This is a genomic window from Paenibacillus sp. Y859, assembly GCF_056786405.1.
On record NZ_JBXCIZ010000002.1, the window covers coordinates 109,351 to 133,896 of the forward strand.

Sequence of the window (24,546 nt, forward strand, 5' to 3'; positions counted from 1 at the left end):
TACAGTATGAAAGACTTTTTATGATTATTATAGAGAAATCAATAGCTTCGGGAGAAAGGAAGGCATTCAATGATACGTTTACGATGGAAGAGAATTGCAGCTAGTTTTTTGGTATTGCTGCTCCTTATGACGAGTATGGACCTTACAGTGTTTGCAAAATCAAATGAGATTGGAGGCACGATTCAACAGGCTGCTGCGCAAGATGAATTAATGCAGTTTTTAATAGATGAGTATGGCTCCGAACAAGCATATACCATGCTTAAGACGATTGAGGATTTTGGTCTCATCGATGAGAATGGTCAATTTTTGCAGCATGACATTCATTTGAACGGTAAGGATTATACGTTAAATGAAATCAAAGTTTTGCTTCAGGATGAGAGCACAGATCTATCACAAATAGCAGAAGTGGATGGTGAGCCGATCGCTCTGAATATCCTGAAAGAAATCACTGCTATGGAAGATCAGCTAGCGCTACTAATGCAGTCATATCCGAACGGTGATATTAATATTACATCTGAGCATTTGGATAATCTCGGCTCTCTGCTAGAGCAGGCCAATGAGGAAGGCTTCGGATTTTATGATGAAGCAGGAAATTTGCTAGCGGAGAATGGAAGTGCTATTAGTCCGAGTGCATTATCCACAGCTGATACAGGTGATTATGAAGATGAAGTCGTCGTAACGCTTATTCAACATTATACTCTCAATCAATTTGGTAATTATAGTGATTCTGTTCAGAACTTTCGCTTGAACAAAAAACAGGATAAAGAAGTTTCGTTTGAGATTGAGTTAATTGATGGTGCTTTTGGTTCAGTAGATCACGATAGCACGCGCGTTCTTAAAGTGAAGTTTGAAATAGGGAGCACATCTGCAGATATTCAGTTCGGAACTCGCATAATGTCAGAGTATGAGGATGGGTCTCAAATTCGTCCGCAAGCTAGAGCCTGGTTGCCTGGATCAAGAGCGGATTATATTCATTATACAAACTTCAAAAATATGGATCGAATCGATCAAAGTGTGTGTGGGGATTTGCGAGAATGTAGCGGGGGACTTTTCAACGTTTATGAAGGTGGAGCTTATTTCGCTTATGAGCCGGGTGCGATTACTAATACTGGGCAAAATTACTTCGAAGGTTGGTCCAATCTAGGGCCAGATCGTAATGTAATTAGCATAGATATTAGAGATGGCCATTATAAGACTGGTCAAATTGTACCGATCAACGTTCAATATAATCTTCCTATTGCCATGAAAACGCCCTTATTCAATACCAATAGTAACCCTGTACTTCATCTAGCGAATGGAGACACTGCCCTACCTGCAAAATATAATACAAGTTTATATCCGGCACTACTCTCCAGTGGGATGACCTTCGTTGGTGGATACCAGGCGATTATTACGAAAGGCATGAAGCCAGAAGATTTGAAAGTGATGTCTATAAGTGGACACCCAGATCCGAATTATGCTATTAAAAATGATGAAAGCTTAATCGGCAATTTATTAAATGATATTCAAGTAAAGCCAGAATTGAATGACTATAACATTACGATTGATCATGCGCGATCGGATGTTTTTGGTTCGCTTGAGCTGGATAAAGCGGTCTATGGTGTCGGAGATACAGTGAAGGTGACGGTCAATCTAGAAAACGATGATGGTGAAGCGGATTGGCTCATAGACGGCGGTGAAGATCCAGAAGAGATTAAGAAACGAGTAGTCGTTTCGCTTGCCGATCGAGACAAAGGTATTGTTGAACTGGATTGGAGACTTGGTGCGGACGGTCTACCCTCATCGCCACTAGCATTGGAAGGGACTTACAAGATAACAGAAGACATTGTGAAATTAATGACAGATTCGAATATAAAAGATCGCAAGCTGCGTGCCAAGATTTATTATAATCGCGATCCGCTGGCCAGTGGAGAGAATGTGAAGGACTTCTCTCTCTTATATGATATGTACGTTCCTTTTACTGTAAAAGAGGTCAAGTATATTTATAGTTTGGAAATTATTTACCCAGAGTATTGGCCTTCTGGCAAAGAAAATGAAGTGAGTTTGTATGCAACAGAAATGACCCAATTGGACTTTAGCTACCCACTTGATGCGACTTATATTGGATATGATCAATTCGAATGGACCAGCACGGACGATTCTGTTGCTTCCATAACAAGAGACGGCATAATTATTCCGAAGAAATCGGGCCATGTCAGATTTGAGATTCGTGCGAAAAATGGAGGTAAAAAGGGTGCCCCCACTCCAAGGGATTCAACGAAGAATATTTATATTAACCCAAGTGCAAATGGGACTACAATACTTGGGGTTCCGGACTATGTGAGCAAATTATACACGGCACAACATAAAGCGGTCGAATTGCTATGGGTGACGAATGTAATGTCGAAGTACCGCGAGTTGGCGAAGCCAGGTGAAGCACCGGCTGATGCTCATTTTGAGGTATCGTTATATGAAGGGTATTGGGATGATACGGAGTTGGCGGTACAAAAACCGATTAAACAATGGTCAGGACCAGATACAGCCGAACTGATCAATGCGACACAGTTTACGATACCAAAGGAATTTATTACAACGATATCAAGGCAAAACATCCCAAGCTATACGGTGAAGATTAGTACAGCGAACCCTGTTAATCCGACAACGAAATTGACGGCATATGCCTACATTATGGTGAAATCAGAAGCACCAGCGATTACGCTGGACAAATCGATGGGGCAATTTATTTTGGACACCAACGGACCGATCGATTTGAAATGGACGTTAGCTAATTTCGATACAAGTGATCAAGGCGAGTTCGAGTTCAAGGTGACGAAAAACGGCGTGTTAATTCCAGACAGTTTAATTACGTTCAATTCTGCAGCGGGCACATTTACTAGTCCTGATGCGACGGAGGATGGTGGCTCGTATCACTTAAAGATCGATCCCGTTACAAGCAATAAGCAAATCAAAGACGTCTACGCGATCACATTGGCAGCTAAGGACAGCTACGAAGCCACATGGTCCTACGATTCTCTATATTTGCAAGTATACAAAAGTGACGCACTGAAAATTCAAATCGACGGACAATCAACCGCGTCCCATCTCATGAGCAATATTGAACGCATCAAGAACATGACACCTGATCAAATCGTTGATTTGAAACGTGATATTAGCTTACAAAATGTGATGAGCATCAACAATCAAGATTATACAGACTTAGGGGTCATGACCGATCAATTGGCATGGAAATCAAGTAATAATGATGCGGCGGTAGTTAACTTTAGAAGCAATGGTGTATTGGCAAACATCGAAAAATACTATTATGAGACCTATCAACCAAAGCATGACTTTATGCTATCTGGTATTAAGGATGGCCAAACAACGATATCAGCAACACATGCCAAAACCGGTATGAAAACAGAGTTGGATGTAACGGTAGAAACGTTGCAAGACAAATTGTACTTATTCCAATTTTATCCTAAAACAACAACAACTCTGACATATAAAACACCAGCAGGCGTTGAGAAATCATTCACAAGTAATAACAAAGGTGAGTTTGCACTTTATGAAGAGAATGGGATTAAGAGTGATGTGTATGTCACATCCCAATTCAATGACACCACTTATACCGGAGTGCTGAATCACGAAACGCTGCTAAGCAAAGAAAAAGATCCGGCAAGCATGGAGCTGTATCCGATGAATATATTGCAGCTGCGTCAATTATCCAAAGTAGAGGTCTTCTTCAAAATGCCAAACGGCAAACCTTATACCGGTAAAGTGACTTATCGTGGTGGTGTTTATAAAAACAATAACTATGCTGAACTCACTGAGATTAGTGGTGAAGGGATCACAAAGACGCTGGGAGACGACGGAAGGCTTGAAGTGATTTTTGATACAACCGATTTTTACTCTAAGCAAGCAGGGGAGACGAACGCTGCGAACCTTTCGGCGAAGGATCAATTGGATTTGATCTTCGAAGTGATGTTTGAAGATGATCGCTATTATCCGCAGCTACTCATGCTGGATGGCAATGCGAACGAGGCTGATCTGGTTGCATTCGGTGAGAAAAACTCTCGCTTAGTTGAACACAATAAACAACTGAAAGATCCTTCAATCGTGAATCAATACATTACGAATACTTGGAACACACAAAAAACATCCATCATGTCGTATATGGGCAAGTTCGGTCCGAGTGATCAGTTTAGAACGCTTACCCTTACAACTGAATTCTTGTGGTGGGGTGACGACAATGTAGATCAGGAAGCTTATGTGGAGCTGCTGAATGATGCAGGCACTAGTCCTCAAGGGCAGTCTTATGAAACGATGAAGTACCCTTTCTCAGACACTGTTATTACACGTCATGAGCAAATATTGAACAATGATACGATGTGGCTGGAGAAAGCGGAATCTGGACCGATTCATTATAAATTGTACAATAAGCCGAACGAGTTCAAACAGAGCTTCCAATCTACTGCGGAGCTTGTCAACATGATCGGTGTCGAGACGATCAACATGACAGTGCTTAGTGAAGAAATAAAGCAACTAAAACGCGAGATGGAAAAGGCGAATGGCGGGACGAAAGATCCGAATAATAGAGACCAAGTGGTTTTAGATACGCTATCATTGATGGCCAATTTGAAAATGGATGTGGGACCGTTGTCGATGAAGGTGATCCCAACAGACGACCCATTAGTTTTCAAAACGATCATATCTGGCTCACTCGGCAATATACCGTCTTCTGACAGTATTCTAGGTACAGGCGGTGCGGGTGCTGTGGACCTGCTGCAAAATCCAGCGACGTCGTTTGCTCCTGGCTTGGGCGATGCCAAGAAAATCGCGAATCAAACGTATTTGGCCGAACAGACAAAAGAGTATAAACAATCGCAAAAAACAAATAAGGATAGTAGTGTCTTATATTCTGCCGGTGGCTATTATATCGGTGAGCTGAAATACAATAATAAGACGGGCAAATGGGAAAACACTGTTCATGGGGGCGGATTCACCGCAGGCGGTGGATTCGAATATACACAAAACTGGAATATGATGGCTGGATTCGTTCCGGTTACTTTTTCACTGACCATTGGCGGGGGAGTAGAGGTTGATTTCAAAGCTTCCGTTCTGTTTGACGAAGTGAAGGGGCTGCCTTGGCGAAATAGTGAACTGAAAAGCGTCAATGATTATTTGACTTCACTTCGCATTATTGCCTACATTGAAATGTTCGGTGGAGTTGGTTTTGACTATTCCGTTGTTGCTGTTAAGATTGGTGTTTTCGGACGCATTACGGTTGAAAATACAAGTACCTGGCTGAATCGGGATTATTTACAGGATGGCAATGAACGTGTACTTTATGGCAATAAATTGACTCTCGGAGGAGTCGTCGGTGTACGGGTCGTGTTGAAATTATTATTTATTTCGATCGAACATGATTTTGCCTCCCTTCGATACAGTCACTCGTGGGCATTCAATAACTGGAACAAAATTCAGGACTATTGGAAGACGTATGGCACGACTCCGTTAACGGCCGCCAATGTGGATATGGCGATTACCGCTTATATGAACCATATCGGAGAAGAAGATATGCATGTTTTCGAATCCACAACATTGGAAGATCGGGATTACCTTGCTGAGTATGAGCGAACTTGGGGCAAGTCGAATGCTCCGAATGGCATGCTGCGTGGGCTGGATCCTGTGAATCAAGCACCAGCAGCACTGCAAACGAATGCCTATCCTTACTCCAATCCGCAAGTAGCACAAGACGGTTCGATGTTTGTGTATGTATCGGATGGGGATAGCACGGCAATTAAAGATACGGTCGCTTCTTGGGCAATGAAACAAGGGAATTCGTATGAAAGTAAAGGTGGAATTGTTCATGATGTATCCTTGAAGGGATACGGTGACAGCGGGTTACAAATCGCTGGTGAAGGTAATCTGATGGCAGCAGTATGGGTCACGCAGAAGGAGCAGGTTGAGCAAGCAAGTAACAAAGGCATGACCGACCACGAGATTCTGAAGATGACTAACAGTGCGGAGATTATGGCTTCGATCTACGATGGTACCCAGTGGCAATCCCATCGCCTTACAGCGAACATGACGCCAGACCTCGCACCTGTTGTTGCAGTGGGCAATGGTAAAGTATTCGTTGCATACCGCAGCGTTTATGCTTCTTATGGCGGCAATCCATTCGATTTCTCTGCATCCGATGAAATTGTATACACCGTCTACGACTTAGCAACGAACAAGTGGAGTGATGTCGAGACGTTGTACAATGGAACCAATGGCGGTGTTATGGGATTGTCAGCCGAAATGCATATTGATGGCACGGTTGCAGTGGTATACACGGTTAATCAAGAGAATGCTGCTGTTTCAACGGATGTAAACGCTAGTGCTGGCTTAGGGAATGAAATCATCTATGCGATCGTTGATACTGCTGCAGATCCATCTGCAACTGCGACTAATTGGAAAACAAAAGGAACGATCAAAAACTTGCAGGTGACGGATGATCAGAATGCGAACGAGAATCCGCAGCTGACAAGTGCTGTATTCCCAGACGGCGTTGAGCGGTTTGTGATCGCATGGCACACGACAGGCGATGAAACAGGTATCATGGAGCATGATATTAAGCTTTTGGCAGTCGATAATCATGGGGAAGTTTATAATGATTTTGTTGACAGCATGAATATATTGCAAGCATATAATGACGTCAAAATTCATCCGAATTTCTCATTCGTGAAGATGCCTGCGGCTAATAAGCGGATTGATCAGCTATCTATTTTATGGAAAGAGCCAGAAGCAGATATTAGCAAAACCAAGATTGTCACCCGAGACATATTAAAGGCAGTGAAATTTGGTGTGGATGACCAGAAAATTTACTTGTCAGGTGCAATAGATGTTGCTACTATGCCAGATTACACAGAAGCGGATGTCGTTGATGCCTATGTAAGCAACCCATCTGGTACCGAAATCAAAGCATTAATATTGGGAACAACGTATACGACGGATACACAAAAAGTTGGCTCGATCACCCCAAAAGGTGAAAACCCAGGTGGAGATGATATACCAGTTGTAGTATCCAAAACGGTAAGCGGCATTTATACGGTTACCGAAACGTATACGAACAAATTTAATGCCGATGAAATTATGCTCAATCCGAATGAAATTATTTCAGGTCATGATTTGCCGATCCAATTGGGTATCGTGAATCAGGGCATGAGCAAAATGAAGACAGTCAAGATCGAGCTTGATGGGCAAACCAATGATTTCCAAAATACAGACCTATTTCCGAATAGCAGTAAGGTATGGCAGCTATTCTATGAAGTGCCGTTAGCGGTCAAAGATATCCCCTATAAGGTGGAGGTTACTTTTGCAGACGGAGAAGTACAGTCAAAGCATGGTACGCTAAAGCTGGACATTTCGGATATTGGTATTGGAACGGTGAAATTGACGAAGGAAGAAGATGAGAAACGGACGTTCGCTGTTCCTTTATATAACAAGAATGCTTCAACACTTGCGAATAAAGGAAGAGTAGTTAAAATTGGTGTATTTAAGACACCGTCATTTACTACCGACCAATTAGTGGCAGGTTCAGTCATTACGATTTCAGATGATGACGAGCTTGATTTGATTGATCAAGGGGCTTACATGCATGAAGTTGAAGTGGGTGTTCGATCCCTGACCAATGAGTGGGAAATTCCTGAGAAGGGATTAACGGCTTATGTGCATAGTTGGATTGAGGATGCGGATGGCAAAGTGATTACTGAGTTCGATGCTACGAACAATGATGCCAAAGTAAACATCGATAACCTCTCGGTGAAGTACAATACGAAGGACGTGTTATTGACAGTACAGCAAACGAATACGAGTCGTAACACCGAAGTTGAAGTAACTGTACAAAATATGACTAGGGGAGTACTACGTTTTGGTAATCTAGTGGCAAATTTAATGGATGCCAATGGCAACATTATCGAAACGGAATATCTCGTCACGTGGAACAGCTCACAGTTGCTGAGTCTAGCTGCAGAGCAGAAAAGAAGCGGGCGCATTTCATTTAGCCAAATCGGTCATTCCGTAGAAGTTTTGTATTTTAGGGAAGATCTTACAAACGGGCCCAAGTCTCCCACATTGAGTCAAGTTAGTTTGAATGAAATTAAATTGAACTTTGATAAGGATACGACAGATTATCAATTGCAAGCGGAAGACTTGCAGCAAACAAGAATTTTTGCCGTTGCTGAAAACTCCGGCACAATGGTTTCATTGCTCGATGATGCTGGCAACATCCTTAAGGCGCAAAAAGGTAATCTGACTGTTGATCACCGTCTGTTAGGGTCGCTGGATGGGGAGTCAAACACCTTTACGCTTCGAGTGGGCTTTCCAGATCAACAAGAGCTAGATAAGGACTACATCTTCACGATCAACAATACAGAAACAGCCAAAGTGAAGCTTGAGCTCAAGGTACAGGGAGACCAGCAGCAAGATGGTAGTTATAACGGTACGGTTGCGGTCAAGATGCTTCCGTATGCGCTCGAAGGTTTTGAGATTGACAAGGCACTCTATCGAGTGAACAATGGTGCTTGGACAGAGGTACCGTTCGATGGCACAGCGGAGACAACGTTGACCAAGCTGAGCCAGGTTGAGAGCTATCGAGTGGAAGCTAAGGTGCAACTGGCATCAGGGATGGAGCATCAGCTTGACGATGTTAGGTTCGATATTGGCGTCCCGGGAGTCATCCCAGATCCATTCACGCTGACGGTGCAGGGCCAGCAAAACGCAGATGGCACATACGAAGGGGAAGTTGATGTCTCGCTGCCAGCGTATGTATCCACTGTGTTGAGCGTTTCGAGTGCGGTATACCAAGTGAACGGCGGTTCGTGGGAACCGGTCGTCTATGATGGTAGTACGCCAGTGCAGCTGATGACTGAGTCAGTGCCTGGCAAGTATACGGTGAAGGCGGGGATTAGCTTTACGACAGGAGAAACGGTAGAGGATGAGCTGACGTTCGAAATAGCGAAGGCGAAAGATCCAGATGCCGTCGTACCAGATCCGCTTGTGCTTAGTATACATGGTAAGCAAAACATAGATGGAACATACGAAGGAACGGTAACCATTTCACTGCCAGCGTATGCGTCCCCTGGGTTGAGCGTCGCGAGTGCAGTATACCAAGTGAATGGCGGTTCGTGGGAACCGGTCTTCTATGATGGCAGCACGCCAGTGCAATTGATGACGGAGTCAGCACTTGGTAAGTATACGGTGAAGGCGGAGCTTAGCTTTACGACAGGAGAAACGGTAGAGGATGAGCTAATGTTCGAAATAGCGGAGGCGAAAGATCCAGATGCTGTTGTACCAGATCGGCTTGTGCTTAGTGTACTTGGCCAGCAAAACACAGATGGAACATACGAAGGAATGGTAGCAGTTTCACTGCCTACGTATTCCTCCACTGGGCTGACGATCGCGCATGTTAATTACCAAGTGAACGGCGGTTCATGGCAACCGGTCTTCTATGATGGCAGCACGCCAGTACAGCTGATGACTGAATCAACGCCTGGTAAGTATACAGTGAAGGCGAAGCTTAGCTTTGCAACAGGAGAAACGGTAGTGGATGAGCTGACGTTCGTAATAGCGAAGGCGAAGGTTCCAGATGCTGTTGTACCAGATCGGCTTGTGCTTAGTGTACTTGGCCAGCAAAACACAGATGGAACATACGAAGGAACGGTAGCAGTTTCACTGCCTACGTATTCCTCCACTGGGCTGACGATCGCGCATGTTAATTACCAAGTGAACGGCGGTTCATGGCAACCGGTCTTCTATGATGGCAGCACGCCAGTACAGCTGATGACTGAATCAGCGCCTGGTAAGTATACAGTGAAGGCGAAGCTTAGCTTTGCAACGGGAGAAACGGTAGAGGATGAGCTGACGTTCGTAATCGCGAAGGCGAAGGTTCCAGATGGAGGACAGAACCCTGGCATTATAGATAAAGATAAAGATAAAGATAAAGATAAAGATGAAGATAACAAAGTAGAAATACCACCATCGGTTTATAATGTTCCGAGAGGTGTCATTCGATTGATAGACCGTCATGACAACCTACGATTTGATCAACATATTTCACAGCTGGACCTGTCTGATCAAACAATCACTGTCAAAGCAGGCGATGAGGATGAAGTTTACCTCTTGGTAAGCGTTCAGACGCTAAAGGATCTTTTTGCTAAGAATGAAGAGGCTGAATTATTGATCACTTTCGGTTCGGGCACCTATACGTTGCCGTTTGATTTGGTCAATCAAATGAAAGAAACCATACCGAACGATGGGATTTTGACGCTTGCGATCAACAAGCTGTCCGATGTTGCGAAGGCAGAGCTGGAACAATCGTTTAAAGAGCAATACCATTCTGGAATGCTAGTTAGTGATTTCTATGACATTAAACTAGGTATCGCCAATCGTGATAACACCACGGTTCAAGCGCTTGCTACGAACACCTTTGCTAACTTGACACTTCATACTTTAGAAGAGGGCAATGCAGTGCTACGTTATACGAATGCTGGATTCTCGTTTGTACCTGCGAAACTGACAGAGAGAGAAGCAGCAGTGCTGATGAGAGGTGATGGGATTGTCGTGGTGGCTCGCAATCATGTTCAGTTCTCAGACATTATTGGTCATTGGGGAATGCGATATATGATTGAAAGTGGTAATAAGGGGCTTATCGTTGGGAGAAGAGAGGGGATATTTGCTCCGAACGACCTTATCACGCGTGCAGAATTCGTGCAGATGATCGTCAATAGCTTGAATCTTCCGGTAAATAACGAAGTGGTAGATCATACTAATGTGAATAATTCTTATGATGATGTTGCTTCGAGTAAATGGTATTTTGAAGCGATCGATCAGGCGAAGCAGGCGGGGATTTTGACTAAGTTCTCAGAACTCGGATTTTATCCTGACAAGCCGATTACGCGAGAAGAGATGGCGTCGATCATAGCAGTTGTCCTGCGCAATCATGAAATTGATGTGAAGGAAACCGAGCGTAATCTAACAGATATTTACAAAGATGCGGGTCAGATGAGCGAAAGTTACTTCGAGGATATTGCCATGATCGTTGATGCGAACATCATGGAGGGGAAAACAAAGGACACATTCAACCCAGAAGGTGCTGCAACACGAGCAGAGTCAACGAAGGTTATCCTCTTGATGCTTCGGGCAATGGACTTTATTGAGTAAAGAACGTTCGTTGTAACGAGAGTCGAGCTAAGAATGAGGAGCTATGCGGCAATACTTGTTCTTAGCAACAAGCTCTCAGTTACATCGTGAATGACAATCCATACTTCTTTTAAAAAAAGCTTGTTTTGATATTTTTCTCAAAACAAGCTCTTTTTATTTTCTTCGTATTTTCAACCAGCCGAAAAATATGATCACAGCATTGTTTGGCACTCATAATTAATAAGGGTACACTTACAAAATCAATTTTTAATCCTCTTGAGAAAAATCCCCCAAATTGACATCATGAACGGTACAGTTGGTGATGTATTAGAGAATATTTCTATTGCAACCGTTTTCATAAAAAAGTAGGATATGGTTGAGGTGAATGATAATGGATAAAAAATGGCTAGCGTGTGTGGTTGTGTTATTTTTACTCCTGACGTATGAATTTATTGGATTCGCACATCAATCCGGTAAGATGGGTAGCATCGTTCAGGAACTACATGGTCACCCCGGGAATTTGGGACATCGCTATCATATCGTACTGATTGAGCAGGAACGTTATCATCCTTACTGGAAAATGATTGAGAAAGGTGCGGAGAAGGCCGCGGAAAGGTATGGGATTGATATTGAATTTACGGGTCCGGTCCGCAATAACATGGATGAGCAGATTCATTTACTGGAAAAGGCGATTGCTGCCCGAGTAGATGCAATTATCGTCCAAGGGTTGAACGGTGAGAGATTCACTCCAGTTATAGATAAAGCTGTGCAGCGTGGAATTCCTGTTGTAACCATCGATACGGATGCTCCGGCTAGCAAAAGGCTGGCTTATGTAGGTACCGATAATGAGATGGCAGGCGAAAGCTTAGGACGTCTTGTTGTAGAGACTACAGGTGGATACGGAAAAATAGGTGTGATTATTGGGAGTGAGCTTGCTGAGAATCAGCTGCAGCGACTACAAGGGCTAAAAAACATCGTAATGCAATATGAAGACTTGAAAATTGTGGAAGTTCGTAGCTCCAACATTTCACATATGGAAGCGATTCAGCAAGCAGCGGAAATGATGCAGATGCATCCGGATATTACCATTATGGTGGGTACCAGTGCAACAGATGCTCTTGGTGTTCTTCAGGCTGCGAAAAGTTTGAAACGGGATTCTCTTACGATCATTGGTTTTGATAATCAGGAAGAGACGCTTGCCGCCATTCTAAAGGGTGAGATTAAGGCGACTGTAGCACAACAGCCATTTTTAATGGGAGATACAGCAGTCAGGCTCCTCCATGAGCATTTTCAGGGAAAGGCCTTACGATCTGAATATTATACAGAGGTTATGGTGCTAGATAAGCATAATGCTCAGAAGGGGGAGGGCTTGTGAGTATCCGCAAGAAGCTGTTGGTTTGTATTCCGCTACTGGTGCTTTTGATGAGTACGGTTTCCTTTTTCTTGTTTGAAAGCGGTAAGAATGTGCAGGAAAGCTATCATTTAATGATGAATCGTATCTTACTATATAAGGAAGTGTCTTATGAGGTTGGGGAGATTATGCGATCGATGAACCGGTCTATTATGCAGGTCGATGTGGATAGCTTTCCTGAGGTGGAGAAACATCTGAGAGGTGTTCAGCAGCTGCGGCAGGAGCTCGATGGATTGGAGACGATTGGCGGAAGCGACCTGCCACTTGTGAATTACCGCAATATTATTGATACGTTTCTAGAACAAGTTGAGACCATGATTGGCAAGATCGATGATGAAGATTCTAATACCATGGCAGGGGCTTACATTGAAGCGGAGCAAACCGAACGTTTTATACGTGAGGAGGCCCAGGGATTGGTCGATATTGAGTTGGATCAGTACAAGCCGATTTATCAGGAAATTATGTCCACTACGGACAAATTGAATAAACTTGGAACTCAACTGGTCATCACTGTCGCAGTTCTTAGCATTATTCTAGCAGGATGGCTGTCGAGTAGTATAACGGGACCGATCCGACGGCTGGTGGCAACTGCCAAGCAAATATCGAAGGGACGGATGGACACAAAGGCTCCAGAAAGTATGAACAATGATGAGATCAGCATCTTGTGCCGAACTTTTAATGGCATGATCGATAATATTCAAAGTTTGATGGCTGATAATATCAAAAGTCTAGAGAAAGACCGTCTGGTCAAAGAGCTTGAGTTGAAAATGCTGCAAAGCCAGATTAATCCGCACTTTTTGTTTAATACTCTTAATTCTATAGCCAAGTTGGCTTATATTGAGGGAGCGACCAAGACAAGTGATCTTACGGTATCTGTATCCCGTTTATTGAGATATAACTTGCAAAAGCTGGATCAGGCGGTACCGTTGCGTGAAGAGGTTGAACATGTGACCGAATATATCAATATTCAGAGGGCGCGGTTTCGTGACCGAATTTCTTTTGTAATGGAAATTGATGAGAGAGTACTGGATGGAATGGTTCCATGTCTGACCCTGCAGCCTATTCTGGAAAATGCATTCGTACATGGGATAGAGCAGATGGAAGAGGGCGCCGAACTAAAGCTCACAATCGGATATGTGGATGAAGCTGTAGGAATTGAGATTCGAGATAACGGTGTAGGGATGAGTAGGGAGACTGTCGATCTACTTCTCAAATCCTTCCGAGAGGAAACTCCTAGTATGGGTAGGAAGGGCCAATCGACTGGACTGGGGACACAAAATGTATTCAAAAGACTACATTTATTCTTCAACGGAGAGCAGAGCATCGAAATCGATAGCGTTGAGGGTAAAGGGACAGTCGTGTTGTTCAGAATTCCTTATCGCGCGGTAAACACATTACATGGATAAGAAAGGACGTGACTCATGTTCAGTTTGCTTATTGCGGATGATGAAGCGCTGGAGCGGGAAGGTCTGGAGCTGATGATTAGGCATATTTTTCCGAACACTTTTCATTTTCATCATGCGGAAAATGGAAGGAAGGCCATTCAGATTGCGGAAGAGGAACGACCTGATTTTATTTTTATGGATATTAAGATGCCTGGTATTCAAGGACTTGAGGCTGTACGTCAAATTTCAGCAAATCTTCCTTCAACCAAAATTGTAATGATAACGGCTCACGATTATTTCTCTTACGCGAAGGAGGGGCTGGCTCTGGGAGTCCGTGACTACCTGCTTAAACCAGCCAGACGAGAGGAAGTGCTACAGGTATTACAGCTGTTCATTGCAGAGAAGGAAGCAGAGAAACGTCTACGAAATGAGCAACTGGAGATTCAGGAGAAATTGTCTCAGCTGATCCCACTAGCTGAGAACGAGCTATCACTCATGCTTATGCTGGAGTCGGTGCAGGAGGTGGAGCTCGAACAGTTGGCTAGTTTACTCAATTTACAGTGGGTTAAAGGTTATGCAATGGTGTTATCTTTTTCAAGGCAAACGAAAAAGGAGTGGGAGGATTTCCAACTGCTCAAGCGGGAAATTTATGAAGCTGTTAAGCATTTCACGAAACCCAATCTTTCCTCTATCGCCGGACCTATCGTTGGACATCAGATGGCCTTATTTAATCCTCTTCCACCTGGCAGACCTGGTTATTCCCAGCGTGTTATATCTCTAGACTGGGGTGAACGTATTAGGGACTATATAGAGGAGCGATTCCAGTTGTCCCTTTCGATAGGAATTGGATCTGTTCGGGAAGGCTGGGATGGAGTGAGTCGATCCTATCGGGAAGCAGTTCGAGTGTGCACAGAGGATAAAGAGCTGCTAAATGTACGGCATTATGATGATATGATCCAGAGTTCAGGGCAAAAGATGATCTCATTGGATGATGAGAAGAAGTTACTTGATGCTCTATTGCGTCACAACAAACAGGAGAGCTCAGAGCGATTTGACTCGCTATTTACGATTTTGGAAGGAACAGTGGTCAGTTCATTTGCTACCTTGCGCGGAGAAGTCATAGGACTTCTGCTGTATATGTGTCGTGCGATTCAATCAGGCGATGGGGCCGATCTGATTACATCTCTGAGTGTAGAAGAAGATAGCGATGCTCTTCGAAAAAGTGCATTATTGTGGATCGATTCCTTCATCGACGGCCTGAAGGAAGAGCGGGAGCAGAGTCGGTCTCTAGTGCTCCAAAGGGCTCTTCTCTATATTGACCAAAAGTATAATGAAGACATCTCATTGGAGCAAAGTGCGGAATATGTGAATCTTAGCCCACATTATTTCAGTAAATTATTCAAGCATCATGCAGGAGAGACTTTCATCGACTATGTTACCAGGCTTCGTATTAAGGAGGCAAAGCGGTTGATTGTGGAAGAACGTCTCAGTATAAAAGAAATTTGCTATGAGGTCGGTTATAAGGACCCAAATTATTTTAGCAGGGTCTTCAAGAAAGCAACAGGAATTACGCCAAGTGAATACCGGCAGCAATTAGAGAAGAAAAGTCCTTGTTAACCGACAAGGACTTTTTTGTGTTGTATAACTAAATTGTCCTGTGAAAGACTCGCAATTGGCTTTCATTACAGGAGGCAGCAATGTAATGCAGGTTGAAAGTAAAGATGTGCTGGTAATGAACACGCCACAGCATGTTGTCCCATGCTAAGCTTTATTTGTAAGCGCAACCAAATATTTTAACTGGTGAAAAGGGGCGAAGAAAGAGTGAGAAAATACGGTAATGTTATTCGATTAGGATTGGTAGCTCTATTATTGGCATCATCACTTACAGGCTGTGGATTGGTCTCCAATGGGGATAACCAAAACAAGGAAAAAACAGCCGCGAAAGACGGAGACAAAATTGTTATTGGGATGTCTATGGACACTTTGAAGGAGGAACGCTGGCAAAAGGACCGCGATATTTTCACTGCTAAAGTGGAAGAGCTTGGAGGCGAAGTGAAGGTTCTTGCAGCCAATGGAGATGATGCTACACAGATGAGTCAAGCAGAGCAATTAATCTCTCAGGGAGTAGACGTACTCGTAGTTATTGCGCACAATGCTGAAGCGACAGCGCCGATTGTGGAGAAAGCACACAAGGAAGGCATCAAGGTTATAGCGTATGACCGACTGATTAACAATGCAGATGTGGACTACTATATCTCTTTTGATAATGTACGTGTAGGAGAATTCCAGGCGACAGCTGTGATCGAACAGGCGCCGAAAGGTAACATCGTGTATATCGGCGGAGCGGATACGGACAACAATGCTCATATGTTCAAGGAAGGCGCAATGAATATATTGAAACCTCTTGAAGAGAAAGGGGATATCAAGATTGTGTATGACCAGTTCTCCAAGGACTGGAAGCCAGAAGAGGCTCTTAAGAATATGGAAAATGCGCTAACTGCGAACAACAATGACGTGCAAGGTGTGGTCGCAGCTAACGATGGTACGGCTGGAGGTTCGATTCAGGCATTAACTGGCCAAGGGATGGCTGGTAAAATTCCAGTATCCGGTCAAGATGCAGATTTAGCTGCTGTACAACGCATTGCAGAAGGAACACAGTTGATGACCGTGTATAAGCCGATTAATGCGATTGCAACAAAAGCTGCTGAGATGGCTATGGCTGCTGCCAAGGGCGACAAGATCGCGACGGATAAGACTGTAAATAACGGGAAGGTTGATGTCCCTTCCATACTCCTTGATCCCATTGCGGTTAATAAGGACAATTTGGACGTTCTGATCAAAGATAGCTTTCACAAACTGGAGGAAGTATACAAGAACGTTCCTGAGGACCAATGGCCTAAACAATAACCTAGTAGAATGGCGAATGCGGAACCTTAAGGTTCCGCTCTCTGCTGATTCTGATTCATGGTCAGAAAGGGTGCTTGAATAATGTATATATTAGAAATGGCAGACATCAGTAAAGAGTTTCCCGGAGTTAAGGCGCTAGATCGTGTGAATTTTAAGGTTAGGGAGGGAGAAATACATGCCCTGTGCGGGGAGAATGGTGCTGGGAAATCAACGCTGATGAAGGTACTAAGCGGACTTTATCCGACCGGTACCTATAGCGGTGAGATTATCGTTGGTGGTAAGAGTAGGCAGTTCCATCAAATAACCGACGCTGAACAAGCCGGAATTGCTATCATTCACCAGGAGCTTGCGCTCGTCAAAGAGATGACGGTAGGTGAGAATATCTTTCTAGGAGCTGAACCATGCAAGCGCGGAGTTATTCAGTGGGATGAATTGTATCATAATACCTCTGTGTGGTTGAAAAAGGTGGGACTTAATATTTCCCCAACCGTCAAAATAGGTCATCTTGGGATTGGCCAGCAGCAACTAGTTGAAATCGCAAAAGCACTTTCCAAGCATACAAAAATTCTGATTCTAGATGAGCCAACAGCAGCTTTAACTGAAAGTGAAGTCTCCATCCTCATGGGGATATTGAATCAACTGCGCAGTGAAGGTGTCTCCTGTGTATACATTTCACACAAGATGCCTGAGGTTTTTGCTCTTGCAGACTACATCACGGTACTCCGTGATGGGCGTACTATAGCGACTCTTGATCGTAAGGAGACGGATGATGATAAGGTTGTATCCCTAATGGTTGGCCGGGAACTGACAGAGCGATATCCACGAGTAAACCGTATACCGGGAGAAATGATGCTTGAGGTTAGACATTATAACGTGTGGCATCCTGAAAAGCGTAATCAAAGAGTGCTCAGGGATATTCATTTCACACTACGTAAAGGTGAGATTCTTGGAATAGCGGGACTTATGGGTGCGGGACGCACAGAGCTTGTCACTAGTCTTTTCGGTGCTTATGAAGGCAGAGCAGTGGGGGAAGTACAAATCGAAGGGAAAACCGTGAAGATTAAATCCGTTGCTGAAGCTATAAAGGCAGGAATGGCTCTAGTAACTGAAGATCGCAAGCGTCAAGGACTAGTGATGGGTATGGATGTGAAACGAAATACTACGATGGCCACGATGGGCAAGGTATCAAAGCTAGGTTTCATTAACGAGAATGAAGAGATTAAATGGGGACGCAAGTATGTGCAGGATCTAAAGACGAAAACAGCTTCGCTGGAAACGTTGGTAGGAACACTTTCGGGAGGAAATCAGCAGAAGGTTGTCATCGGGAAATGGTTAATGTCTGATCCAAAAATCCTGATTATGGACGAACCTACCCGGGGTATCGACGTTGGAGCGAAATACGAAATATATAATTTAATGAATCGACTGGTAGATCAAGGTGTAGCCATTATTATGATTTCTTCGGAGTTGCCTGAGGTACTGGGTATGAGTGACAGAATTATGGTGATGTGCGAAGGGGAATTCGTTAAGGAATTTCCATGGCATGAGGCCACCCAAGAAAATATAATGATAGCCGCCACAGGAGGGAAATAATGATGCAGCTTCAAAAGGAACTTCAAGATAGAGTGGATATGCCTGTGACCCGAAAATCGCTCTGGAGTAGCTTGTTTGGTGAAATGGACGTGCGTGCATATACCATGGTAGGAGCGTTGGTGTTACTATGGGGACTGTTTGGACTTCTGAATCCTACCTTTTTGACCTCACGAAATTTATCTAATTTATTCACACAAATGTCTGTGACCTCCATACTGGCTATAGGAATGGTACTCGTCATTGTGGCGGCGCATATTGATCTTTCTGTAGGTTCTATCGTAGGGTTGACGGGAGGAATTGCCGCTATATTGAGTAATTGGCTGGAACTGCCGGCGATTATTGTTATTCTTGGGACACTGGTTGCCGGAGCGGTGCTCGGTCTGCTTCAAGGATGGCTTGTAGCTTACAAAATGATTCCTGCCTTCATCGTTACTTTGGGTGGTATGATGGTGTTCCGCGGCGTATTAATGGGTGTCACCCAGTCCAAGACGATTCCAGTATCTGATCCGATGATTGCATTGCTGGGTAATGCATATTTTGCTAAAGGATTTGGTATCATTATTGGTTTGCTGGCCGTGGGAATTCTACTATGGTCTGCCTATACGAAACGACGTTCCCGGCAAAAATATGGCTTCGAGATCGCACCACTCGGAGTAGATATTACGAAGGTGTCTGTGCTCGCATTACTAGTTGTGTCGTTTGTAGTCGTTATGAACAATTATAAAGGGATTCCTTTTCCTATTATCTTCGTTATTATATTGGCGATCATTTTTTACATTATTTCGACGAAGACCACGTTTGGGCGTCATATTTATGCCATTGGCGGCAATATTGAAGCTGCTCGTTTTTCAGGTATTCATATTAAACGCAAGACAATGCTGATTTTTGTACTTAACGGACTACTCGCTTCGATTGCAGCAATTGTCTTGACTTCTCGCTTGGCATCTGCGACAATCACTGCCGGTAACATGGCGGAAATGGATGCGATTGCTGCTTGCGTCATCGGTGGAACATCATTGATGGGCGGTGTTGGGACAATTATAGGTGCCATTATAGGCGCATTGGTTATGACCACGCTCGATAACGGGATGTCACTGATGGGATTGGAGTCATTCTGGCAGTACGTAGTTAAGGGCTCCATTCTTGTTTTCGCTGTTTGGCTTGATATCTCCAACCGCCGTAAGGGAGTAAAGTAGGATTCTTCTTTTTTGCTAGAATGCTCTCTGATGAACAAATAGTAGCCTGCTAGTTAGAGTTATTCTTACGGCCGGCTACTATTTGTTCATATTATCTATAATTATTAGAGTAAGTTCTTTAGTATGAGTATTGGAGTGGAGAGCAGGATAGTGTAAAATAAAAGTAAGAAATGAAAGCGATTTCAAAAACGATGATCGCGATACTATCACGGTAACATGCGAATCAGCTAAAAAGGAGTATACTATGAAACCAAACACTAAACCAAACCAACCACTAGTCAAACACATTTATACGGCAGACCCGTCTGCTCATGTTTTTGAAGGTAAAATCTATATCTATCCTTCACACGACCTCGATCATGATGGGCCAGATAACGATAATGGGGACCAATATGCTATGGAGGATTACCATGTATTATCTATGGAGAACTTCGATTCTCCTGTCGTGGATCATGGAGAAGCTCTTCATCTGCGCGATATTCCATGGGCTTCAAGCCAGCTCTGGGCGCCAGATGCTGCTTACAAGAACAATGTATACTATCTGTTCTTCCCAGCACGCGATCAAGACGGAATCTTCCGGATTGGGGTTGCTACGGCTTCCTCACCTGCAGGACCATTTAAGCCGGAGCCTAATTATATTAAGGACAGTTATAGCATTGACCCTGCTGTATTTATCGATGAAGATGACCAAGCCTATATGTATTTCGGTGGTCTCTGGGGAGGGCAATTGGAAAAGTGGCAGACAGGCAGCTTCGACTCGTCGCAAACTGAGGGGCCCGCAGCAGACAAGCCTGCGTTAGGTCCACTCGTGGCAACGCTAAACGAGGATATGCTGTCATTTAAGGATAAACCGTTTGAAATTTCGATAGTGGACGAAGAAGGGAATCCGATTCTTGCGGGCGACGAGGAGCGGAGATATTTCGAAGGGCCATGGGTACATAAATACAATGGCTATTACTATCTATCTTACTCCACGGGGACTACACACAAACTGGTTTATGGAATTAGCAAGAACCCGCAGGGTCCGTATACATTCAAGGGGACAATCCTGACTCCTGTTATTGGTTGGACCACGCATCATTCTATTGTCCAGTTTGAAGATAAATGGTACCTCTTTTATCATGATTGTTCTCTGTCTGATGGCGTCAATCACAAACGTTGCGTGAAATATACGGAACTAAAGTATAATGCTGACGGAACAATTCAAACGATAGATCCTTACGCTGAATAAATGATTAGCAAAATAATACTGAACCGTTCACGATCACAAAGATCGTTGAACGGTTTTTTCAATGGACAAATCTTACTCGAACAGTATTATAGAAGGGTTCAATGAATCTTTACCTGAGAAAGTTGTTCCTCAATATCGTCTGGAAGGAGTACCTGGAAATACCAACTAATTTGATGTGATTAGTAAAAAAATGATTGATAGACTATCTTGTAAGCTGATAGTATTCATTCATATTCAAAACGAGTTCGCCATTCATTCCAATTAAATAACGTATTTGTAGTCGACTGGATCACCAGAGACTCAATTATGAAAGGACTAATCTTTCATTGTTGAGTCTCTTTTTTGTATTCAGATGATTCACAAATAAGGAGGAGCTGAGAAGAGAAAATGTCCAATGAATTTCAAGGAGAAATCAAACGCTATTTCGACACCGAATATTGATCAATTAGCCAATGATGGACTTCGTTATACGAATTTCCACACGACAGCCATTTACTCTCCAACTAGGGCTTGTCTTTTGACAGGAAGAAATCATCATTCTGTGCGTATGGGTTTCCTAGCTGATATAAATAATGGATTTTTTGATAACGGCTACTTTTCATTCAATTATGAATGAAAAGTAGCCGTTATTTATGTTGAACTTTGTCTGTTTTACTTCATGAGTGTCAATATTTAAGTATTCCAGAGATCTAAAAAATAAGGTAAGCACATAAGCTTCTATAGAGGGAACGAGTATGAAGGAAATGATGATCTTATTTGAAAGGAGATACAGATGGAATCAAAGTTATTGATGAGCACGTTAAGAAAAAGGGTATGGTTGATATTAGTTTTCGCAATTCTATATACGTCAGGTGCGGGATTGTACAGTATTTATTTCATGAATTCGATTTACGGTGCCTCAAGTCCACTTATTATTCCCGATGAAAAAAGATTTGAGAGTTCTCTAGTTAAGAAACTAGAGAAAATGAACGTTCTAAGAAAGTCTACATCCAACGAAAATAAAAGATGGATACTGAAATGGAGTGATGAATTTAACACATTTTCTAATAATAACTGGATTGCTCTAGATGATGCAAATGGATATGGAAATAGAAAACAACATTATAAGCCTAATAATATTAGTGTTGTAAACGGCAAACTAAAAATTAGTATCCTTAAACAGAAATCAGGCAAATTTAACTATACATCTGGAGCAATTATAACTAAGACTAAAGCGCACTTTATGTATGGTAAGTTTGAAATTAGAGCTACATTTCCAAGTGGAACAGGATTGATACCAGCTATATGGATGATGCCTTCAGATGGAAGCTTATACCCTGAAATTGACATAGCTGAACTTGACGGCAGTAAACCAAAGGAGTTATACAACGTAGTACATGATGAAAGAAAAGGGAAACGCGTAAGAGAATACAAAATGACTAACAGTGTAGATTTATCAAAAGACTATCATGTTTACGGAGTTGAATGGACTCCTACTAAGATGACTTACACATTAGATGGAAAGGTTATTTTTACTGGTAGAAAGTTAATACCGCAAGAAGCAATGTATCTGTATATCAATGTAGGCATTGGAGGTGATTGGGTAGGTGAACCGAACAAGTATACTAAGTTTCCCAACTCAATGTTGATTGATTATGTCAGGTACTATGTAAGAGAGGGATCGTGATATGAGCTTAAGTATAGTTATAGTTGGTGTACTACTATTCTTATTGGTTGTAGGATTTCAATTGATGTATTTAGTCATAACTTTAGCTTATACAAATAGCAGTAAGCACAGATCCATCAATCTATATTTAGATGAAATAAAAATGTCCATACTAATTCCAGCTTACAACGAGGAAAGCGTCTTAAAAGGCTGTATAGAAGGTCTAAATAATCTAAATTACACTAACTACGAAGCAATATTTATTAATGATGGATCCACTGACAACACACTCGCTGTACTCACTTCACTATTAGACCTCACACCAGATTATGACACTATCCCCAACTCTAAATTTAAATACACAGCTATTACTACAGTATACCGTTCTAATAAGCATCCTAACATGATCGTTATAGATAAAGTGAATGGCGGTAAAGCGGATTCTTTAAATGCAGGAGGTGATTACGCAATAGGAGAAGTAGTTATCACATTAGACGCTGATAGCATTTTAGAAGCCAATTCGCTAAAACATATTAATGAAAGCTTTCAGAATGAGAAGGTTATTGCAGCGGGTGGAATGGTGCATGTTGGACAGATGTTTGATAATAAAGGGAAACCAAATTTTAAAGGTAACTTTTTGTTGAAGTATCAACTATCTGAGTATCTAACATCATTCTATATCCGAAAGTTTACACAATCTAAACTAAATGTAATATCAATCGTATCAGGAGCATTTGGAGCTTTTAGATTAAATGTGCTCTATGAGATTGGAGGGTATAAGAAGACATTAGGCGAAGACATGGAAATAACACTTCATATACAGAAATATATTAATACATCTAATAAGGGTTATAAGATGGTGTTTATTCCAAAGGCAGAGTGTTACACTGAAATTCCTGAAAATTTGAGTGATCTATTCAAGCAGAAAACGAGATGGCAGAAAGGATTCATAGATTGTTTAGTCAAGTATAAATTAGGATTTATTAAATCTATGGGTGTTAAGTTTGCATTGTTCTTGTTATGGGATTCTTTAGGCATGGCAGCTCTAGGAATTGCTACATTAGTTATGGCTCCTATATTGATTATCTATGGTGAGATAACGACATATCACATCTACTGTCTAATACTATCACTATCTATTCAATTGTTCACAAAAGTATTGGCATATTGGGCTAACAGTAAATACGGTCATGTGTATACTCAATTTAATTACGTAAAAATAGTAATGTTCTTTTTAGTAGAGTTACCAATAAAACCCATTTTTGATGCTACATTATTTACTTATGGGACACTATCGTATTTTCTATCGAGAGATAAGCACAATTGGAACAAGGTTAAGAGATTAGGAAATGTGTCGGCTATTAATCTAGAGATGGATCAAGCAAGATCGGTAGCGAGTTGATTATGTGTGAATGTAAATTAGCAGTTGTGTTTCTAGATGCCATTCACTACAAAGTAAGACAGGTTGGGCATATTAAAAGAGTTTACGCAAAAAAATTGACAGATCCAAAGTGATACGGAAAAGCCGGTTTCCAGATGATTCTAGAATAACCGGCTCTTTCTTACAAGAAGCTATAAAGGCGTACGCCATGCGGCGGCACAGTTGTCCCTGTTCCGAAGCGTAGTTACCTGCAGTCTGGCTAACTCTGTCATGAATTGATAGATGCAGGAGGAGGCGACCAAGGGATCGGAAATTCTGCCTGCCGTCGCATCGTTTACAATCATCTTCAGAAGCCGGACCGGCGCACAGTCTGTGGGAAGATGAGGTACTTCACCTGCTTCACGGAGGAATTTGCGCCAATGGGGCAGGATCAGATTAGGCCGGAACAACAGGAACAGGAATTCCCAAGTGGCTTTGGATTCCTGATGATAATAATAACGGTGGGGTCCTGGAATTTCGGGAAGGAAAGCCTGTCCGGCAGTGACACGGTGAGACCGATTCCCTGATTCAAATACGCCTTCTCCGGAGAGAGTGTACTGGAACAGCAAGAGCGGCCCATCAGTCCGTTCCTGTC

General features: G+C 42.7%; 12 protein-coding genes and 1 pseudogene. 11 read left to right on the forward strand and 2 right to left on the reverse strand.

What is annotated here, in order from left to right:
• Window positions 1-69 precede the first annotated feature (69 nt).
• A complete protein-coding gene (locus tag AC1TO8_RS05380; protein ID WP_482054594.1) occupies window positions 70-11,184 on the forward strand; it encodes an S-layer homology domain-containing protein in 11,115 nt (3,704 codons plus the stop codon).
• A 109-nt stretch (window positions 11,185-11,293) separates the two neighbouring features.
• On the opposite strand, the pseudogene AC1TO8_RS05385 reads toward AC1TO8_RS05380, so the two are convergent.
• Window positions 11,294-11,501 (reverse strand): annotated as a pseudogene (locus AC1TO8_RS05385) (DUF3189 family protein); the annotation flags it as partial.
• 53 nt (window positions 11,502-11,554) lie between these two features.
• Here AC1TO8_RS05385 and AC1TO8_RS05390 point away from each other — a divergent pair.
• The 10 genes from AC1TO8_RS05390 (at window position 11,555) to AC1TO8_RS05435 (ending at window position 23,933) form a co-directional block, all read left to right on the forward strand.
• Window positions 11,555-12,538 (forward strand): sugar-binding protein, encoded by a 984-nt coding sequence (locus AC1TO8_RS05390; RefSeq protein WP_482054595.1) that lies wholly within the window; start codon window positions 11,555-11,557, stop codon window positions 12,536-12,538.
• Window positions 12,535-13,980 carry a sensor histidine kinase gene (locus AC1TO8_RS05395; protein ID WP_482054596.1) on the forward strand — a complete coding sequence of 482 codons (1,446 nt, stop codon included), beginning with the start codon at window positions 12,535-12,537 and terminating at the stop codon, window positions 13,978-13,980. The genes AC1TO8_RS05390 and AC1TO8_RS05395 overlap by 4 nt, the downstream gene beginning before the upstream one ends.
• A gap of 15 nt (window positions 13,981-13,995) precedes the next feature.
• Window positions 13,996-15,576 (forward strand): helix-turn-helix domain-containing protein, encoded by a 1,581-nt coding sequence (locus tag AC1TO8_RS05400; RefSeq protein ID WP_482054597.1) that lies wholly within the window; start codon window positions 13,996-13,998, stop codon window positions 15,574-15,576.
• Between the two features lie 204 nt (window positions 15,577-15,780).
• Window positions 15,781-16,866 (forward strand): D-xylose ABC transporter substrate-binding protein, encoded by a 1,086-nt coding sequence (gene xylF, locus AC1TO8_RS05405; protein ID WP_482054598.1) that lies wholly within the window; start codon window positions 15,781-15,783, stop codon window positions 16,864-16,866.
• Window positions 16,867-16,947: 81 nt separating this feature from the next.
• Window positions 16,948-18,459 carry a xylose ABC transporter ATP-binding protein gene (locus AC1TO8_RS05410; RefSeq protein ID WP_482054599.1) on the forward strand — a complete coding sequence of 504 codons (1,512 nt, stop codon included), beginning with the start codon at window positions 16,948-16,950 and terminating at the stop codon, window positions 18,457-18,459.
• 2 nt (window positions 18,460-18,461) lie between these two features.
• Window positions 18,462-19,655, forward strand: a complete 1,194-nt coding sequence (locus tag AC1TO8_RS05415; RefSeq protein ID WP_482055219.1) for a sugar ABC transporter permease — start codon at window positions 18,462-18,464, stop codon at window positions 19,653-19,655.
• Between the two features lie 244 nt (window positions 19,656-19,899).
• Window positions 19,900-20,886 (forward strand): glycoside hydrolase family 43 protein, encoded by a 987-nt coding sequence (locus AC1TO8_RS05420; RefSeq protein ID WP_482054600.1) that lies wholly within the window; start codon window positions 19,900-19,902, stop codon window positions 20,884-20,886.
• A 394-nt stretch (window positions 20,887-21,280) separates the two neighbouring features.
• On the forward strand, window positions 21,281-21,502 hold the full coding sequence (locus AC1TO8_RS05425; protein WP_482054601.1) for a sulfatase-like hydrolase/transferase: 222 nt from the start codon (window positions 21,281-21,283) through the stop codon (window positions 21,500-21,502).
• Window positions 21,503-21,658: 156 nt separating this feature from the next.
• A complete protein-coding gene (locus AC1TO8_RS05430; protein ID WP_482054602.1) occupies window positions 21,659-22,552 on the forward strand; it encodes a glycoside hydrolase family 16 protein in 894 nt (297 codons plus the stop codon).
• A gap of 1 nt (window position 22,553) precedes the next feature.
• On the forward strand, window positions 22,554-23,933 hold the full coding sequence (locus AC1TO8_RS05435; protein ID WP_482054603.1) for a glycosyltransferase family 2 protein: 1,380 nt from the start codon (window positions 22,554-22,556) through the stop codon (window positions 23,931-23,933).
• A gap of 170 nt (window positions 23,934-24,103) precedes the next feature.
• On the opposite strand, the gene AC1TO8_RS05440 is transcribed toward AC1TO8_RS05435, so the two are convergent.
• Entirely contained in the window at window positions 24,104-24,520 is a 417-nt protein-coding gene (locus AC1TO8_RS05440; RefSeq protein WP_482054604.1) for an AraC family ligand binding domain-containing protein, read from the reverse strand.
• Window positions 24,521-24,546: the final 26 nt, after the last annotated feature.